This window comes from Clostridioides sp. ES-S-0190-01 (assembly GCF_020658275.1).
Taxonomy (GTDB): Bacteria; Bacillota; Clostridia; order Peptostreptococcales; family Peptostreptococcaceae; genus Clostridioides.
The window spans coordinates 374,097-390,664 of record NZ_JACVWA010000027.1; the positions used below are offsets into that span (position 1 = coordinate 374,097).

At 29.6% G+C, this 16,568-nt stretch carries 18 protein-coding genes; 17 read left to right on the forward strand and 1 reads right to left on the reverse strand.

Annotated features, from left to right (window positions below; all coding sequences use genetic code 11):
* Positions 1 to 11 precede the first annotated feature (11 nt).
* From IC214_RS11660 to glyS, 11 genes are all read left to right on the forward strand, one after another.
* Positions 12 to 1,028, forward strand: a complete 1,017-nt coding sequence (locus IC214_RS11660; RefSeq protein WP_227482837.1) for a PhoH family protein — start codon at positions 12 to 14, stop codon at positions 1,026 to 1,028.
* A gap of 56 nt (positions 1,029 to 1,084) precedes the next feature.
* Positions 1,085 to 1,546 carry an rRNA maturation RNase YbeY gene (ybeY, locus tag IC214_RS11665; RefSeq protein WP_227432593.1) on the forward strand — a complete coding sequence of 154 codons (462 nt, stop codon included), beginning with the start codon at positions 1,085 to 1,087 and terminating at the stop codon, positions 1,544 to 1,546.
* 5 nt (positions 1,547 to 1,551) lie between these two features.
* On the forward strand, positions 1,552 to 2,271 hold the full coding sequence (locus tag IC214_RS11670; RefSeq protein ID WP_227432594.1) for a diacylglycerol kinase: 720 nt from the start codon (positions 1,552 to 1,554) through the stop codon (positions 2,269 to 2,271).
* Positions 2,272 to 2,390: 119 nt separating this feature from the next.
* Positions 2,391 to 2,792 carry a cytidine deaminase gene (locus IC214_RS11675; protein ID WP_227432595.1) on the forward strand — a complete coding sequence of 134 codons (402 nt, stop codon included), beginning with the start codon at positions 2,391 to 2,393 and terminating at the stop codon, positions 2,790 to 2,792.
* A 64-nt stretch (positions 2,793 to 2,856) separates the two neighbouring features.
* Positions 2,857 to 3,750: a GTPase Era gene (gene era / locus IC214_RS11680; RefSeq protein WP_227432596.1), complete on the forward strand. Its 894-nt coding sequence runs from the start codon at positions 2,857 to 2,859 to the stop codon at positions 3,748 to 3,750.
* Between the two features lie 11 nt (positions 3,751 to 3,761).
* Complete coding sequence (gene mgtE / locus IC214_RS11685; RefSeq protein ID WP_227432597.1) at positions 3,762 to 5,141, forward strand: magnesium transporter; 1,380 nt, start codon at positions 3,762 to 3,764, stop codon at positions 5,139 to 5,141.
* Positions 5,142 to 5,213: 72 nt separating this feature from the next.
* Positions 5,214 to 5,369, forward strand: coding sequence for a YqzL family protein (locus IC214_RS11690; RefSeq protein ID WP_227432598.1), 156 nt, complete (start codon positions 5,214 to 5,216; stop codon positions 5,367 to 5,369).
* Complete coding sequence (gene recO, locus IC214_RS11695; protein WP_227432599.1) at positions 5,335 to 6,108, forward strand: DNA repair protein RecO; 774 nt, start codon at positions 5,335 to 5,337, stop codon at positions 6,106 to 6,108. The genes IC214_RS11690 and recO overlap by 35 nt, the downstream gene beginning before the upstream one ends.
* A complete protein-coding gene (locus tag IC214_RS11700) occupies positions 6,101 to 6,700 on the forward strand; it encodes a DUF4342 domain-containing protein (protein ID WP_227432600.1) in 600 nt (199 codons plus the stop codon). Before recO ends, IC214_RS11700 begins: the two co-directional genes overlap by 8 nt.
* A 159-nt stretch (positions 6,701 to 6,859) precedes the next feature.
* Entirely contained in the window at positions 6,860 to 7,738 is an 879-nt protein-coding gene (glyQ, locus tag IC214_RS11705) for a glycine--tRNA ligase subunit alpha (RefSeq protein ID WP_227432601.1), read from the forward strand.
* Positions 7,738 to 9,804 carry a glycine--tRNA ligase subunit beta gene (gene glyS, locus IC214_RS11710; RefSeq protein ID WP_227835337.1) on the forward strand — a complete coding sequence of 689 codons (2,067 nt, stop codon included), beginning with the start codon at positions 7,738 to 7,740 and terminating at the stop codon, positions 9,802 to 9,804. Before glyQ ends, glyS begins: the two co-directional genes overlap by 1 nt.
* A 74-nt stretch (positions 9,805 to 9,878) precedes the next feature.
* Here glyS and IC214_RS11715 read toward each other — a convergent pair whose 3' ends face one another.
* The gene (locus IC214_RS11715; protein ID WP_227866684.1) at positions 9,879 to 11,426 is read right to left on the reverse strand and encodes a nitrite/sulfite reductase; all 1,548 of its coding nucleotides are present in this window, start codon (positions 11,424 to 11,426) and stop codon (positions 9,879 to 9,881) included.
* Between the two features lie 277 nt (positions 11,427 to 11,703).
* Between IC214_RS11715 and IC214_RS11720 the strand changes: the two genes are divergently transcribed.
* The 6 genes from IC214_RS11720 to buk all read left to right on the forward strand — a co-directional run bounded on the left by IC214_RS11720 (position 11,704) and on the right by buk (position 16,560).
* The gene (locus IC214_RS11720) at positions 11,704 to 12,471 is read left to right on the forward strand and encodes an IclR family transcriptional regulator (protein WP_227432604.1); all 768 of its coding nucleotides are present in this window, start codon (positions 11,704 to 11,706) and stop codon (positions 12,469 to 12,471) included.
* A 293-nt stretch (positions 12,472 to 12,764) separates the two neighbouring features.
* On the forward strand, positions 12,765 to 12,962 hold the full coding sequence (locus IC214_RS11725; RefSeq protein ID WP_227432605.1) for a 4Fe-4S dicluster domain-containing protein: 198 nt from the start codon (positions 12,765 to 12,767) through the stop codon (positions 12,960 to 12,962).
* A 29-nt stretch (positions 12,963 to 12,991) separates the two neighbouring features.
* The gene (vorB, locus tag IC214_RS11730; protein WP_227432606.1) at positions 12,992 to 14,068 is read left to right on the forward strand and encodes a 3-methyl-2-oxobutanoate dehydrogenase subunit VorB; all 1,077 of its coding nucleotides are present in this window, start codon (positions 12,992 to 12,994) and stop codon (positions 14,066 to 14,068) included.
* Positions 14,069 to 14,070: 2 nt separating this feature from the next.
* On the forward strand, positions 14,071 to 14,790 hold the full coding sequence (locus IC214_RS11735) for a thiamine pyrophosphate-dependent enzyme (RefSeq protein ID WP_227432607.1): 720 nt from the start codon (positions 14,071 to 14,073) through the stop codon (positions 14,788 to 14,790).
* Positions 14,791 to 14,802: 12 nt separating this feature from the next.
* On the forward strand, positions 14,803 to 15,342 hold the full coding sequence (locus IC214_RS11740) for a 2-oxoacid:acceptor oxidoreductase family protein (protein ID WP_227432608.1): 540 nt from the start codon (positions 14,803 to 14,805) through the stop codon (positions 15,340 to 15,342).
* A gap of 159 nt (positions 15,343 to 15,501) precedes the next feature.
* Positions 15,502 to 16,560, forward strand: a complete 1,059-nt coding sequence (gene buk / locus IC214_RS11745; RefSeq protein WP_227482834.1) for a butyrate kinase — start codon at positions 15,502 to 15,504, stop codon at positions 16,558 to 16,560.
* Positions 16,561 to 16,568: the final 8 nt, after the last annotated feature.

Consider the following 16,568-nt stretch of genomic DNA (forward strand, 5'->3'; position numbering starts at 1 on the left):
GATTAATTCAATTGATAATACAAAAAAAATTTACAATAGCAGATGGCAATTTTGAAAGAGAGTTATTTGGCAACTTTGATGAAAATGTAAAATTGATAGAGAAAACTTTAAATATAGATGTAATACTTAGAGAAGGCAATATAATTTTAATAGGAGAAGAAAAAAATGTAGATTCTGCATTAAAACTTATGAATGAATTGCATCAAACTGTATCAAATGGTAAGCATTTAGATAAACAAAGCATTTCTTATTCATTATCTCTTTTACTTGAAGGTAGTGAGCAAAAGATAAAAGAACTTGAAGGTACAATTGTTATAACTCAAAGAGGTAAAGCTGTTCAACCTAAAACTTTAGGGCAAAAAGAGTATATAAAGCTTATAGAAAATAATGATATAACTTTTGGTGTTGGTCCTGCTGGAACAGGAAAGACTTATCTTGCTGTGGCTATGGCAGTGAAAGCTTTTAAAAGAGATGAAGTTAGTAGAATTATACTTACAAGACCAGCAGTGGAAGCTGGAGAAAGTTTAGGATTTTTACCAGGAGATTTAAAAGATAAAGTAGACCCATATTTAAGACCATTATATGATGCGTTATTTGAAATGTTGGGTGCTGATAAGTTTAATAAATATTTAGAAAGAGGTACTATAGAAGTTGCACCACTTGCATTTATGAGAGGTAGAACTCTTGATAATTCTTTTATAATATTAGATGAAGCTCAAAATACAACTTCTGAGCAAATGAAAATGTTTTTAACTAGATTAGGATTTGGTTCTAAGGCTGTAGTTACAGGTGATATAACACAAACAGATTTGCCACAAAATAAAAAAAGTGGTCTTATACAAGCTACAGAGATTCTTAAGGGCGTTCAAGGGATAGGCTCTATAATGTTAACAGACAGAGACGTTGTAAGACATGAGTTAGTACAGAGAATAATAAGAGCTTATGAGAAGCATGATAAAAAAGAAGAATTTAAAAAAGAAGAGCGCAAAAAAATGAAAATACAGGAAAAGACTTTCAAAAGAAAGTAAAAGTGTAGTAATATAGATGTATAGCATTATTAATGAATAAAAAGTAGGTGTAATTAATGGATTTGATATTAGATGATAGACAAGATAAATTAGAAGTAAATGAAGAACTAATAGAAAAAATAAAAGATATAATTTTAGAGTGTTTGGATTATGAAGGATATGATGATAATTATGAAGTGAGTCTTTCTTTTGTAGATAATAAAGAGATTCATGAATTAAATAGAGAATATAGAGGAGTTGATAGACCAACTGATGTTTTATCATTTCCTCTTTTAAGTGATGATTTTGAAGATGTTGAATTGGAAGAAGAATCTTTAGGAGATATAGTAGTATCTCTTGAAAGAGCTTTAGAGCAAAGCATAGAATATAATCATAGCTTTGAAAGAGAAGTATGTTTTTTAATATGTCATAGTATGTTTCATCTTTTAGGGTATGACCATGATACAGATGAAAATACAAAAGAAATGAGAGAAAAAGAAGAATACATATTAAATAAGTTAAACATAACAAGGGAGTAATTCTTATGAAAACAGGAAAAACTCGTCAAGGTATAATTAAAGCTTTTAATGCAGCTATAGAAGGAATATTATATACATTTAAATTTGAAAGGAATATGAAAATACATTACTTAGGCTCAGTTGCTGTGCTTATAATAAGTTTATTTTTTAACTTTTCAAAATTGGAAATGATAATGTTACTGATGTCTATATGTTTAGTTGTAGTTGCTGAGATGTTTAATACAGCTATAGAAAAAGCAGTAGACCTGGTAACTGATGAATATCATGTACTTGCTAAAATAGCAAAAGATGTTGCAGCAGGTGGTGTACTAGTAGCAGCATTAAACTCAGTAGTAGTTGGATATATTTTATTTTATGATAAATTGACAGATATATCTGGAATGTTAATTTACAAGATAAGAGAATCAGAATTGCATATAACCTTGATATGCATATTGTTGGTTCTTATAGCTGTAGTAGTAGTAAAAGCATTGACTTCGACAGGGACACCTTTAAAAGGAGGTATGCCAAGTGGTCATGCTGCTCTAGCATTTGCTATAGCAACTGCAATTACACTTATGACAGAAAGAGTAGTTGCATCTACTCTTGCATATATAATGGCTGTATTGGTTGCTCAAAGTAGGATTGAGGGAAAAATACATACATTCTGGGAAACCATAGCAGGAGCTTTGTTAGGCGTGTTAATAGCAGTATTAGTATTTCAGCTTGGAATGTTTTATAATTAAAATGAATGTACATAAAATATTTAACAATGAAACAAATCTGTTACAATTAAATTTTTATGATATAATGTAGAGTATTAAATAAAAATAAATTCTAATAAGTGTATACAGGAGGAGATGTTGTGGACAACATAGAATTGTTAAAGTTGGCAGAAGATGCTAGACAACATTCTTATGCTCCTTACTCAAGTTTTAGAGTGGGTGCAGCTCTTTTGACTAAGAGTGGAAAAGTTTATACTGGATGTAATATAGAATGTGCATCATTAGGTGGAACAAATTGCGCAGAAAGAACAGCTATTTTTAAAGCTATATCAGAAGGTGATAAGGATATATATAAAATAGCAATAGCAAGTGATAACTCAGAAAATAATGAACAAACATATCCTTGTGGAATATGTAGACAAGTAATTATAGAGTTTGGTTCTGATATAAAAATAATAACAGGATATACTAAAGGAGAGGTGTTTGAGCATGATATAAAAGATTTGCTACCAAACTATTTCTCTGGAAATGATTTAAAATAAATTAAAAAACTAAAATAAATTTAAAGCAATTAAATACAAGAAGATAAAAGTTAGGAGACAGTTAATGTTCAAATCAGGATTTGTCAGTATAGTAGGTAGACCAAATGTAGGGAAATCTACTTTAATGAATAATGTAGTAGGGGAAAAGATAGCTATAATGAGTGATAAACCTCAGACTACAAGAAATACAATACAAGCAGTCTATACAGATGAAGAAACTCAAATAGTATTTTTAGATACACCAGGTATTCACAAACCTAAAAATAAATTAGGTGAATTCATGGTAAAGGCAGCAACAGAAGCTTTTAAAAATGTAGATTTAATATTATTTGTAGTTGATGATTCTAAAAAAATAGGTCCTGGAGACAGAAAAATAATAGAGGATTTAAAATCTGTTAAGACACCAATAATTCTAGTTGTAAATAAAATAGACCAACTAGGTCAAAAAGATGAATTATTTGATATAATAAAAATGTATGATAGAGAAGGTATTTTCAAAGAGATAGTACCAATATCAGCGTTAAAAGGAAAAAATACAGATACTCTAATAAAAGTTATACAAAATTACTTAGAAGAAGGACCAAAGTATTTTCCAGATTATATGATTACAGATCAACCAGAGAGAGTATTAATAGCAGAACTTATAAGAGAAAAAGTTCTTCATTATCTTAATGATGAAATACCTCATGGTGTAGCTGTTGAAATTGAAAAAATGAAAGCAAGAAATGATAAAGAAATAGTAGATGTATCTGCTGTAATATATTGTGAAAGAGATTCACATAAGGGAATAATAATAGGAAAGAATGGTAGGAAACTAAAAGGAATAGGTAAATCAGCAAGACAAGATATAGAATTACTTTTAGGTTCACAAATAAATCTCCAGTTATGGGTTAAGGTTAAAGAAAATTGGAGAAATTTACAAAATTATATAAATAATTTTGGATATAATGATAAATAAAGGTGGGTTATATGGATAGGAAACTGGATGCTTCCCAAGATTTATTATATGAAGTAAAATCATTAATTGATAATAATAAAGTATTGGAGTTAAGAGAATTAATAGAGGAATATCATATAATTGATATATTCGATATAATGGAAAATTTAGAGGAAGACATGAAAATTCAACTGTTTGAAGTACTTCCTCTAGATATGGCATCTTCTATATTAGAAGAAGGTAGTGTAGAGTTTTTTATTAGTATTTTATCTAAGTTAGATGTAGAACATGCAAAAAACATACTTGAACTTATGTCTCTTGGAGACATGGCAGATAAACTTAGTGAACTTGAAGAAGAAGAAAGAGAACATATAATAAATCTTTTAAATCAAGAAAACGCTGACTATGTAAAAGAATTATTATTCTATGATGAAGACTCTGCAGGTGGAACAATGACCACTGGATATATTTCTATAAATAAAGATATGACAGCTCTTGAGGCAATAGAACATATGAGAGAAGAAGCTGATGAAGCTGAGACTATTTATTATATATATGTAGTTGATGATGAAGAAAAGCTAGTTGGAGTATTATCTTTAAGAGAGCTAATAATAGCGAGAGATGCAAATATAGTAGAAGATTTAATGAGTGAAAATATAATTTCTGTTTATGTAGATGAAGATAGAGAAGAAGCGGTTAGGTTAGTATCGAAATACAATTTAATAGCAATTCCAGTAGTAGATAGACAAGAAAAGTTAAAAGGGATAATAACAGTAGATGATATAATAGATGTTATGGAAGAAGAAGCAACTGAAGATATGTATAAATTTGCAGGAAGTTCAGAGCATGAAAGAGAAGTTGCTGAAAAGGAAAATCCTACATTGAAAGAGCAGACAATATCAGCTCTTAGAGGTAGACTGCCATGGTTAATTATTACATTAATTGGAGGTCTATTGGCTTCTCTAATACTTTCTAATTTAGATTATATAATGAACCCTATATATGCTCCACTGGTATTTTTTATACCTGTAGTAATAGGTATGGGTGGTAATATTGGAACACAATCATCTTCTGTTACAGTAATAACACTGTCTAATAAAGATTTGAATTTTAGCAATGTAGTAAGAGAAGGTATTGTAGGAATTATTACAGGTCTTTTGTGTAGTATAATAACAGGTATTGTAATTTACTTTGTTATGAAAAAATTAGACATTGTATTAATTGTTTCAATATCATTATTTATAAATATGGTTTTGGGTGCAACAATAGGTGCATTTATGCCTGTTTTATTAAAAAAGATGGATGCAGATCCATCTACAGTTTCATCACCAATTATATCTACAGCTCTTGATATAACTGGTATAGCAGTTTATTTTATAATAACGACAGCGTTATTGTCAAAAATTGTTTAATAACTTTATGTATGATTTATCCTCTTCTTACTAAAAATATAAGTATAAATGTAAGAAGGGGGTTTTTTAAAAATGAACAATATCAGTTGGGAAGTTTTTAAAAAAACAGGCAGTATAGATGCATATCTATACTTCTGTGATTGCAAAAACCTAAGTGAAGAAGTCGAAGAAGTAAGGGAGAAAAAAGAAGACGATGATAATCCTGAACACCCAGGGGATAGTACTTAAAGCTATAAGGTACAAGGAAAGTGATATAATACTTACTCTGTTTACGAGAAAGCTTGGAAAAGTATCTGCAATAGCAAAAGGAGCTAAAAAAAATAAGAGCTCTTTACTTTCATCATCACAGTTATTTTCTTATAGCAATTTTACTTTAAAAAAACAAGGAAATATGTACAAGGTTACTCAAAGTGAAATCATAAAGAGTTTTTATAATATATCCTACGATATAGAGGCATTTTCTTATGCTACATATATTACAAAATTAGTTGAAAATTCTATACTTGAAAATCAGACTAATAATAGGTTATTTATATTACTTGCACAGACGCTGTATTTATATACACAAGAAAATACAGATAATAGATTTGTAACAGCTGCATTTGAGTTAAAGTTCTTGGACTATATAGGATTTAAACCAATAGTAAATAAATGTATTAATTGCGGAAGTAAAATTTTGCAAAATTCTATGTTTAATGTTTATGAAGGTGGTATACTATGTAGTAAGTGTAATACACTTTTTGATAATAATATAAAACTGGATTTAACAACTGTTAGTCTCATGGAATATGTATTAAGGAATGATATTTTAACATGTAGCAAAGCTAAAGTATCAAAATATATAACACATGAACTCGAAAATATACTAGAAAAATATTTGAAAGTTTATGTTGATAATATTAATCTAAAATCATTACACGTATTGCAAAGTGTAAAAAACAATAAGGGAGTGGATAATAATGAGTAGTAATATAACTATTGAAATGGTTGATTCAGTCTTTGAAAGAGTTCCAGGAGCAACTTATGCAGAAGCAAAAGAAGCATTAGTGGAATGTAATGGAGATGTAATTGAGGCAGTAATATATTTAGAAAATAAAAAGAATACTTGTAATTGTAAAGCTAAATCTGCTAAAGAAACTATGGAAGAAGTATTTGGTAAAGATGGAGAAAATATAAAATATCAATTAAAAGAACTTCTTAAAAAAAGTAGTGTTGTAAGAGTAATAGTTGAAAAAGATGGAAAAACTATGATGAATATTCCTTTAACAGTAGGAGTTGTTGGATTAGCTTTTGTACCATTAGCTACTCTAGTTGGTTTATCAGCTGCTGTTATAAGTAAATATCGTATAAAAGTTCAAAATGAAGAAGATGGTGAAGTTGTAGACTTAGGTGAATTAAATGAAGAAAAACTTCATGTTTTGAAGAATATGATAACTAATGCAGCCAAAGATGTAAAAGATGTAGTAGTTGATAAAAAAGAAGATGATAAAGATGTAACTGCTGATCTAATGAAAGAAGAATCTGAAAAGAATAATGAAAACGAAGACGAAAATAAATAGATATAAAGTGACTTTTAAAAAATGAAAAGAAGATAATTATAAGAATTATCACTAACATTGACAAATTTTATAGAATTTGATATTCTAAAAGTTGTAGAAGAACTATTAAAATAGCCTTTCGTGTAGACGAGAGGCTTTATTGTTATAGGAGGGATTTTTATGAATTTTCAAGAAATGATACTGGCATTGCAAAAATACTGGTCAAAGCAAGGTTGTATCATGATGCAACCTTACGATGTTGAAAAAGGTGCTGGAACTATGAATCCTAATACTTTTTTAAGATCATTAGGACCTGAGCCTTGGCAAGTATGCTATGTAGAGCCTTCAAGAAGACCAGCAGATGGAAGATATGGTGAAAACCCAAACAGATTATATCAACATCATCAATTCCAAGTTATACTAAAGCCATCTCCAGATAATATACAAGAATTGTATTTAGAGAGCTTAAAAGAAATTGGAATTGACCCAAGTGAACATGACATAAGATTTGTTGAAGACAACTGGGAAGCTGCCACAGTTGGTGCTTGGGGACTTGGATGGGAAGTTTGGTTAGATGGTATGGAAATAACTCAATTTACATACTTCCAACAAGTAGGTAATATTGAATGTGAGCTTGAGACAGGAGAAATTACATATGGGTTAGAAAGATTAGCTATGTACATTCAAGAAGTTGATAGTGTTTATGATTTAAAATGGAATGATAAAATAACTTATGGCGAAGTGTTTAATAAAGCTGAGTATGAAAATTCAGTGTATGCGTTTGAATTATGTGATGCAGATATGTTGTTTAATCTGTTTGATATATATGAAAAAGAAGCATTAAGACTTATGGAAAGTGGTCTTGTAATACCTTCATATGATTATGTATTAAAATGTTCTCATGCATTTAATACATTGGATGCAAGAGGAGCAATAGGTGTTAGTCAAAGAGCTTCATTTATAGGTAGAGTTAGAAATATGGCAAAAACTGTTGCAGAAACTTTTGTAAAACAAAGAGAAGAAATGGGATTCCCTCTTTTAAAGGACGGTGACAAATAATGAAAAATTATCTTTTATTTGAAATCGGTGTTGAAGAAATGCCATCAAGATTTATGGGTAGTACACTAGAACAATTAAAAAACAATCTTAATAAATTATTTGAGGAAAATAGAATATCTTTTAATAAAATAGATGCCTATGGAACACCAAGAAGATTGACTTTAGTAGTTGAAGGTTTAAGTGATAAGCAAAGTGATTTAGAAGAAGAAATAAAAGGTCCAGCTAAGAAGATTGCTGTTGATGAAGACAATAATTTCACAAAACCAGCTTTAGGATTTATAAAAAGTAAAGGATTAAGCGAATCTGATATATATTTTAAACAAGTTGGAAAAGATGAATATATTTTTGCTACTATAAAGCAAGCTGGGAAAGACACTTCAGAAGTGTTAAAAGAGATATTACCAGAAACTATAAAATCTGTAGTATTTCCAAAAGCTATGCGTTGGGGAGGAAAAAACCTAAAATTTGCAAGACCTATAAGATGGATAGTTACATTGTTAAATGATAAGGTATTAGAATTTGATTTAGAAGGAATAATATCTTCTAATGTAACAAAAGGGCATAGATTCTTAGGAGAAAGTACAATAGAAGTTAATTCTATAGAAGAATATTTTGAAAAATTAGAGAAAAATTATATAGTTTTAGACCAAAATAAGAGAAAAGAAATTATAAGAAAACAATGTATAGAAGTAGCCAATTCTTTAGGTGGCGAAGTTGAGTTTGATGAAGATTTACTTGAAGAAGTAACTTACTTAGTTGAATATCCAACTGCTTTTTATGGCGAATTTAATACAGATTATATAAAACTACCAAAAGAAGTTGTCATAACTCCTATGAAACAACATCAAAGATATTTCCCAGTTCTTAAAGAAGGAAAACTGTTACCTAACTTTATAGCTGTTAGAAATGGAGATTCTTACAGAATAGATAATGTTAAAGCTGGAAATGAAAAAGTTTTAGAAGCAAGACTTGCTGATGCTTTATTTTTCTATAGAGAAGATACTAAGAGAAACTTAGAAAGCTACATAGAAAAATTAAAAACTGTTGTTTTCCAAGTAAAATTGGGTACTATTTATGACAAAACTTTAAGACTTGAAAAACTAAGCGCTGATATACTTGATAGTTTAGGGTTAGCAGATGAAAAGGCAGACACTATGAGAGCTGCTAAATTATCTAAAGCAGATTTAGTTACTGGAATGGTAGGAGAATTTGATGAATTACAAGGTTTTATGGGAAAAGAATATGCGAAGGTTGGAGGAGAAAATGATGTTGTAAGTGAAGCTATTTTTGAACATTATTTACCAAGATTTGCAGGAGATATTCTTCCTAAAACTAATGCAGGGGTAGCTTTATCAATAGCTGATAAATTAGATTCAATAGCAGGATTTTTTGCTATAGGAATACAACCAACAGGTTCTCAAGACCCATATGCTTTAAGAAGACAAGCTTTAGGTATACTTAGTATACTTATGGATAGAAAAGTAGCTGTAGACTTAAAAGTACTTATTGAACATGCTTTAGATAATTATTCTAACTTAGATTTTAATAAAGAAGATGTTGTTGAACAAATAATGAACTTCTTTAATGAAAGAGTAAAAAATCTATTTAAAGATTTAGGTATAAGATATGATGTTGTTGATGCTGTTTTAAGTTCTGATATAAATGATATTTCTGATATGCATATGAGAGCTTTAGAGCTTAATAATTGGCTAGAAAAAGATGAATTAGTGGAAATGCTTACTGCATTTAATAGAGTTTCTACTTTGGCTCAGAAAGCAGAATGTGATAAGGTTGATGAAAGTCTATTAAAAGAAGATGCTGAAATTAAGCTTTATAATGAATTTAAGCAAGTAAAAGTAAGAGTAAAAGAATTATTAAAAGATAAGAAATACGGTACTGCTTTAGATGAGTTTGCATCTTTAAGACCTGTAGTTGATAACCTATTTGATTCAGTTATGGTTATGGATAATGATGAAGCAATTAAAAATAACAGACTTGGTCTACTTAAACAAATATATGATACTATGTTAGAAATTTGTGATTTATCTAAAATAGTTTATAAATAGTATAAAAACATAAACGATTGTAAAAAATGAGATAGTTATAAGCTATCTCATTTTTTATAATCATTTATGTTAAGTCATATTTTATACTTATCAATTATTTTATTTAATAAATCATCATTTGAATTTATCCATTCATAAAAATTTTCTGATGAAACCTCAGCTATTTCATAAAGCATTTTAGGAATGTCACTAGCCTTAAAATCTCCTAGAGATTTTCCTAGTCTAGTCTTGCCTATTTCAAAACTACCTCCAACAAATAATTCAAATGCATCAGTAGATACTCCATTGACATTTTTCTTTTTACCACATAATCCTATGCTACCAATTTGGTGAACACCACATGAATTTAGACATCCTGAAATATACAGTTTAGGAGCTTTACTTAAAACTTCTTCATTGTTTTGTAATCTAAAATAATCTATTATCTCATGTAACATTTTTTGGCTATTTTGTATACCCATCTGACAAATAGGAACACCTATGCAGGAGATACTCTGTTCTAATTGAGAGTTACAACTAATAGTCTTGCTTATTTCTATTATCCTTTTTGCCTCATTTCCATCTAAATTTAGAATGTACAAGCCTTCTGTCATACCTAATCTAATCATAGGATTTTTAATATTATCTAACCCTTGAAGTAAAAGTTTTAAATCTTTATTAGATAATAGACCTCCAATTGGATGTATATATACAGTATATAAGCCAGATTGTTTTTGATGTATTAATCTAGAGTCATGTAAATCTATCTTAATTCCAGGTTTAGAATAGTCGATTTGTTCAACATTAAGTTCAAGATTACCTTTTTCTTTTTCTAATTTATAGTATTCTTTAAATTTTTCTAAAAACATATTTTCTCCAAGCGTTTCAACCATATATCTAACCCTAGCTTTGTTTTTATTTTCATAATTACCATAAGCCATAAAGAATTTAATCATTCCTTCTACACAATATAATGCATCTTTAGGTTTTATAACTTCATCAAGTTCTAAAGCAACTTTAGGTTGTTTACCTAAACCTCCACCTAAGAAAACTCTAAAATATGGTTTGCCATTTTTTAGAGTAGCTACAAATCCTAAGTCTTGTATACTACAATGGGCAGAATCTGTGTAACAATTAGAATAGGAAACTTTTAGTTTCCTAGGTAAGTGATATGTAGTAGCATTTTTGATAAAATATTTATCAGTAGCAACTGCATAAGGGGTAACATCAAAAGCTTCGTCAGGGTCAACTCCTGATAATGGAGATAAGCCTACATTTCTAGGATAGTTACCACCACTGCCTCTAGTGAAGATATCATTTTTTATTCCCTCTTCCATAATATCAACTATAGAGTCTATAGACAAGTCATGTAATTGTATAGCTTGTCTAGTTGTTAAGTGTATCTTATCTAGCTTATGTTTGGTAGCCATTTGGTAAATTTTTTTAAGCTGAGATTTCGACAATACCCCAGCAGATACTCGAAGTCTTATCATAAATGATTTTTTGTCTCTTTGAGCATAAACTCCATATCCACCAGAAAATCCTTTGTATTGCATTTTATTTATTTCTCCATTTAATAATTTTAAAGAATATTCTTTAAAATTATCTAGTTCATTTAACAATGTCTCTTTTAAATTATCCATTATTTCACCTCATTATTAGACTTGTATAAAAATAAATATGCTGTATAATTATATATATATTATTATCTAGAGTTGGTAAAAATATAACAGTAGAGTACTATTAAAAGTCAAAATAAGGAACATATACTTAGTAGGACTCTTTATTTTGTTAAATAAGTATAATATTTTTGTTTTATAAAATATAATTAAGATAAATAGATAATTTTGTAATTTTAATATATAATATTTAGTATAGTGTTGAATAAACGCTTAATATTCGCAGGAGGAGTACTTGTATATGGGAGAAATAATAAATGCATTAGATAGAGCCCTAGACATAATTTTGCTATTATATCATGAAAAGAGAGAAATGGGAATAACTGAAATAAGTAAGATTATGGGAGTATATAAGAGTACTATACATAGAACTTTAGTAACTCTTGAAAACAAAGGTTTTGTTATACAAAACACTGAGAATGGTAAGTATTGGTTGGGAATAAATTTATACGCAATAGGTATGGTTGTGGGAGAACAGATGTCATTGACTGAAATAGTAAAACCATATACGAAAAAATTAAATCAAGAATTTAACGAAGTAGTGAATGTGTCTATACTAGAAGAAAGAGCTCAAGATTCTCCAAGAAGCATCATAATACATAAAGAATATGGTTCAAATCAATTACTCTCAGTAAATCCATCAGTTGGTTCTAGTAGCGAATGTTATTGTTCAGCGGTTGGAAAATGTCTTATGGCATTTAATGATTCTATAGATTTTGAAAAATACAGAAAAACTCCAATACACAAATATACAGAACATACAATTGATAATTGGGATGATATGATGATTTTTTTGGCAAAAATAAAAGAGCAAGGATATGCTCTAGATGACCAAGAACTAGAACATGGTTTAACTTGTATTGGAGCACCTATTTTGGATAAAAACAATAAAGCTATAGCAGCAATAAGTCTATCAGGTCCTACTATAAGGATGCGAGAAGGAGACTTTGAATATAAAATTAAAAGGGTTATAGAAACTGCAAAGAGCATATCTGAACTTTTTAGATAATTTTAAGAAATAAATTTGAATAATAAAAAGAGACTAAATTTAAATTGTTATTTGTAAATACCAGTTTAGATAGGGTCTCTTTTTTATTGAATATAAAAATTAAATATTTTTAAAATTGAAAAAATTATTGAAATATATAAGCGAATGTGATATCTTTTAATTAAGCAATACAAAACAGAACAGTGTTCTAAAGAATAGAACAATAATAAAATATATATATAATAAACCCACATGAATATTATATATTTAAAATTAGGTAAAAAAATTACTACATAAGAGGGGAGATTTGAAAAATGGAAAAAGTCAAGTTGAGTGTTGAAAGATGTAAGGGGTGTTATCTTTGTATTGAAGCTTGCAAAAAAGAAGCAATAAGTCTTTCTGATTACACAAATAAAAAAGGCTTTGTAACAGTCAAAGTCGATGAAGAAAAGTGTGTTCAATGTGGCGCTTGTTATACAATGTGTCCTGATTTAGTATTTGAGATATTATAAATAACTTTTTATTGGAAGGGAGAAAACGTATGCAAAGTTTATTAATTAAGGGAAATGAAGCCTTAGCAGAAGGAGCTATACGTGGTGGATGTAGATTTTATGCAGGTTATCCAATAACACCACAATCAGAAATATTAGAAATGATGGCTTGGAGACAAAAAGAGGTTGGAGGAGTATTTATTCAAGGTGAATCTGAAATAGCCAGCGTAAATATGGTTATGGGGGCAAGTGCACTTGGAGCAAGAGCTATGACATCTTCATCTGGACCTGGATTTTCATTAAAACAAGAAGGAATTGCATATTGGGTATCAGCTGGTTTACCAGCAGTTGTAGCATGTGTACAGAGATATGGTATAGGAGATGGATTTATAGGAGCTGGTCAAGATAATTACTGGCAAGCTGTAAAAGGTGGAGGAAATGGAGATTATCATTTAATTGTATTAGCACCTAATAGTGTTCAAGAAAATATGGATATGGCATATGAGTCTTTTGAATTAGCTGAAAAATATATGCATCCAGTACTTATACTTTCTGATGCTACAATAGGTCAAATGGTAGAACCTTGTATAGCACCACCAATGAAAGAATATGATAAGGATAAAGCTCCATGGGCAGCAAAAGGAACTCCTGTTGGAGAAAAAAATAAAGTAATAACTGATATAACATATTTTGAGGACCAAGATACATGGCAAAAAGGTTATATAGAAAAAATGAGAAAAGTTCAAGAAAATGAACAAAGATGGGAAGAAATAGAGATAGAAGATGCAGATGTGGTATTTGTTGCATATGGAATTTCTTCAAGAATAGCAGAAGGCGCAGTTAGAGATGCAAGAGCAAGAGGTATAAAACTTGGATTAATAAGACCAAAAACATTGTGGCCTTACCCAAGAAAAGCTTTTAAAAAATTAAAAGATTCATTAAAAGGGCTTGTAACAGTTGAAATGAATATGATGGCACAAATGAAGGAAGATGTAATTATAGCATGTAATAATAGATTCCCAGTATATTCAGTAGCAACAGCTCAATATATGGCAGAAGTAAATCAATTAATAGATTTTGCTCAAGAGATTATAGATGGAAAAGCTAAGCAAGAGGAGGTATTTTAATTATGGCTAAAAAAGCACCAGCAATAATGATGTGTGAAAATATGTTCTGTGGAGGCTGTGGACACTCTATAGTCGATAGAATTATTGGAGAAGTATTAACAGAAATGAATATATGTCAAGATACGATTATATGCTCAGATATAGGATGTAATCATATGTTTCAATTTAGTATGAATGTAGATGTTGTTGTTCCTCCTCATGGTAAAATGGGTGCAGCTATGGCAGCTATGAAAAGAGTTAGACCAGATAAATATATATTTACAATAGCTGGAGATGGTGGAGCTTATGCAATAGGGCTTGGAGAAACTATGTCAGCTGCTACTAGAAATGATAATGTAATATTTTTAGTTATGAATAATAATATGTTTGCAATGACAGGTGGTCAAATGGCTCCAACTACTGTACAAGGTCAACATACAGCTTCTACTCCAGCAGGTAGAACATATGAAGACCATGGCTCAACATTTGATGTTGTAAAAGTTATGGGAAATTTAGATATAGCATATTTGGCAAGAGGAACAATAACTAACCCTAAAGAAATAAATACAACAAAAAGATATATCAAAAAAGCACTTGAAAAACAAAAAGATAAAAAGGGCTTTTGCTTAATAGAAATACTTGTACCATGTCCAACAAACTGGGGATTAAAGCCAGTAGATGCTATGAAGAGAATAGAAAACGAACTTGTTCCAAAGTATCCACTTGGAGAATTTATTGATTAGGGAGGAAATAATATGTTAAATGAAATTATATGTGCTGGTTTTGGAGGACAGGGAGTTCTTACAGCAGGAAAAATTATAATGTATGTTGCATATAAGGCAGAAAAGAAGATTACATGGTTCCCATCTTATGGAAATGAGATGAGAGGAGGAAGTGCAAATTGTAATGTTGTTGTAAGTGATGAAAAAATTGCAAATCCTTGTGTAAAAAATCCAGATATCTTATTGGGAATGAATAGTGTATCAGTAGATAAGTATGAGAGTTTAATGAAAGCAAATGGTTATATGTTTGTCAATGAATCACTAGTAAATAAGGATAGAAAATATAGAGAAGATATTAATGTTATAAAAGTACCTGTTACTGAAATAGCTCAAAATTTAGGTAATGAAAAATCTGCTAATATTTGTATGTTAGGTGCTATGGTGAAGAATTTAGATTTATTCACAAAAGAAGAATTTGAAAGTGGTATGTGTGAATACTTTGAAAATCAAGGTAAAGGAAAGTTTAATGCCAAAAATGTAGAAGCATTTGAAGCTGGATATGACTATGAGTGAATATTTTAAATATTTAAAATTATTATTGAAATACTCATTTTTATGTGTTAGTATTTAATTAATAAAATATAGAACGTCGTTCTGAGTAATAGGACGACAAAAATTTTTAAGAAATTAACAGAACGACGTTCTATAGTATGAAACCGAGGAGGCGTTGAAGTGAAAATTTTAGTAATTAATCCTGGTGGTACATCTACAAAGATTTCTGTATTTCAAGATAAAGATGAAGTTTTGAAAAAAAATATAACTCATACAAGAGAAGATTTAAAAAAATTTTCCAAGGTATTTGATGAATATGATTATAGAAAGCAATTAATAGTGGATGTTTTAAGTAGTGAAAATCATGATATAAATTCTTTTGATGCAGTAGTGGGTCGTGGTGGACTTATGAAGGCTATAAAAGGTGGTACCTATATTGTAAGTAAAGAAATGATTGAGGACATGAGAAATGAAATAAATGGAGAACATGCATCAAACTTAGGTGCCTTGTTAGCTAAGACTATAGCAGATGAAATAGGAGTTCAATCATTTGTAGTAGACCCAGTTTCTGTAGATGAATTTGATGATGTATCAAGGATTACAGGTATATCAGATATAGAAAAAGCTAGCTGGCTGCATGCACTAAATCATAAGGCTGTATCAAGAAAAATAGCACAAAAACTAGGTGGAAAATATGAAGATTATAACTTTATTGTAGCTCATCTAGGTTCTGGAATATCAATTGTAGCACATAAAAAAGGAAAAATGATAGATGGAAGTGGTGGAAGGTCTGATGGTCCATTTTCGCCAGAAAGAAGTGGAGGATTACTTGCATACCCTCTTATAGAATTATGCTACTCAGGAAAATATACTCACGATGAAATGGTTGCAAAAGTAAGCTCAATTGGGGGTATGTACGATTATTTAGGAACAAAAGATATGATAGAAATTGAAAATAGAATTAAAGATGGTGATGAAAAAGCTAAACTTATAATGGATGCATTCATCTATCAAACAGCTAAAGAAATTTCTATGTATGGAGCATCACTTTCTGGAGATATAGATAGAATTATTTTAACAGGGGGAATATCGCATTCGGAAATGGTGATTAAAGGAATAATGGAAAAAGTTTCATATTTAGCACCAGTAGAGATAGTGGCAGGTGAGATGGAAATGGAAGCACTTGCTCTTGGAGCTCTTAGAGTACTTAATGGAGAAGAAATGGCAAAAACTTATTAATATTTAGG

Bases quoted from the DNA above. Each gene is read 5' to 3' on its own strand.
- IC214_RS11720 (WP_227432604.1), top strand. From the start codon at position 11,704: ATGGGAGAAATAATAAATGCATTAGATAGAGCCCTAGACATAATTTTG.
- recO (WP_227432599.1), top strand. From the start codon at position 5,335: ATGATAATCCTGAACACCCAGGGGATAGTACTTAAAGCTATAAGGTAC.
- ybeY (WP_227432593.1), top strand. From the start codon at position 1,085: ATGGATTTGATATTAGATGATAGACAAGATAAATTAGAAGTAAATGAA.
- IC214_RS11670 (WP_227432594.1), top strand. From the start codon at position 1,552: ATGAAAACAGGAAAAACTCGTCAAGGTATAATTAAAGCTTTTAATGCA.
- IC214_RS11735 (WP_227432607.1), top strand. From the start codon at position 14,071: ATGGCTAAAAAAGCACCAGCAATAATGATGTGTGAAAATATGTTCTGT.
- era (WP_227432596.1), top strand. From the start codon at position 2,857: ATGTTCAAATCAGGATTTGTCAGTATAGTAGGTAGACCAAATGTAGGG.
- IC214_RS11700 (WP_227432600.1), top strand. From the start codon at position 6,101: ATGAGTAGTAATATAACTATTGAAATGGTTGATTCAGTCTTTGAAAGA.
- IC214_RS11740 (WP_227432608.1), top strand. From the start codon at position 14,803: ATGTTAAATGAAATTATATGTGCTGGTTTTGGAGGACAGGGAGTTCTT.
- glyS (WP_227835337.1), top strand. From the start codon at position 7,738: ATGAAAAATTATCTTTTATTTGAAATCGGTGTTGAAGAAATGCCATCA.
- IC214_RS11690 (WP_227432598.1), top strand. From the start codon at position 5,214: ATGAACAATATCAGTTGGGAAGTTTTTAAAAAAACAGGCAGTATAGAT.
- vorB (WP_227432606.1), top strand. From the start codon at position 12,992: ATGCAAAGTTTATTAATTAAGGGAAATGAAGCCTTAGCAGAAGGAGCT.
- IC214_RS11715 (WP_227866684.1), bottom strand. From the start codon at position 11,426: ATGGATAATTTAAAAGAGACATTGTTAAATGAACTAGATAATTTTAAA.
- glyQ (WP_227432601.1), top strand. From the start codon at position 6,860: ATGAATTTTCAAGAAATGATACTGGCATTGCAAAAATACTGGTCAAAG.
- mgtE (WP_227432597.1), top strand. From the start codon at position 3,762: ATGGATAGGAAACTGGATGCTTCCCAAGATTTATTATATGAAGTAAAA.
- IC214_RS11725 (WP_227432605.1), top strand. From the start codon at position 12,765: ATGGAAAAAGTCAAGTTGAGTGTTGAAAGATGTAAGGGGTGTTATCTT.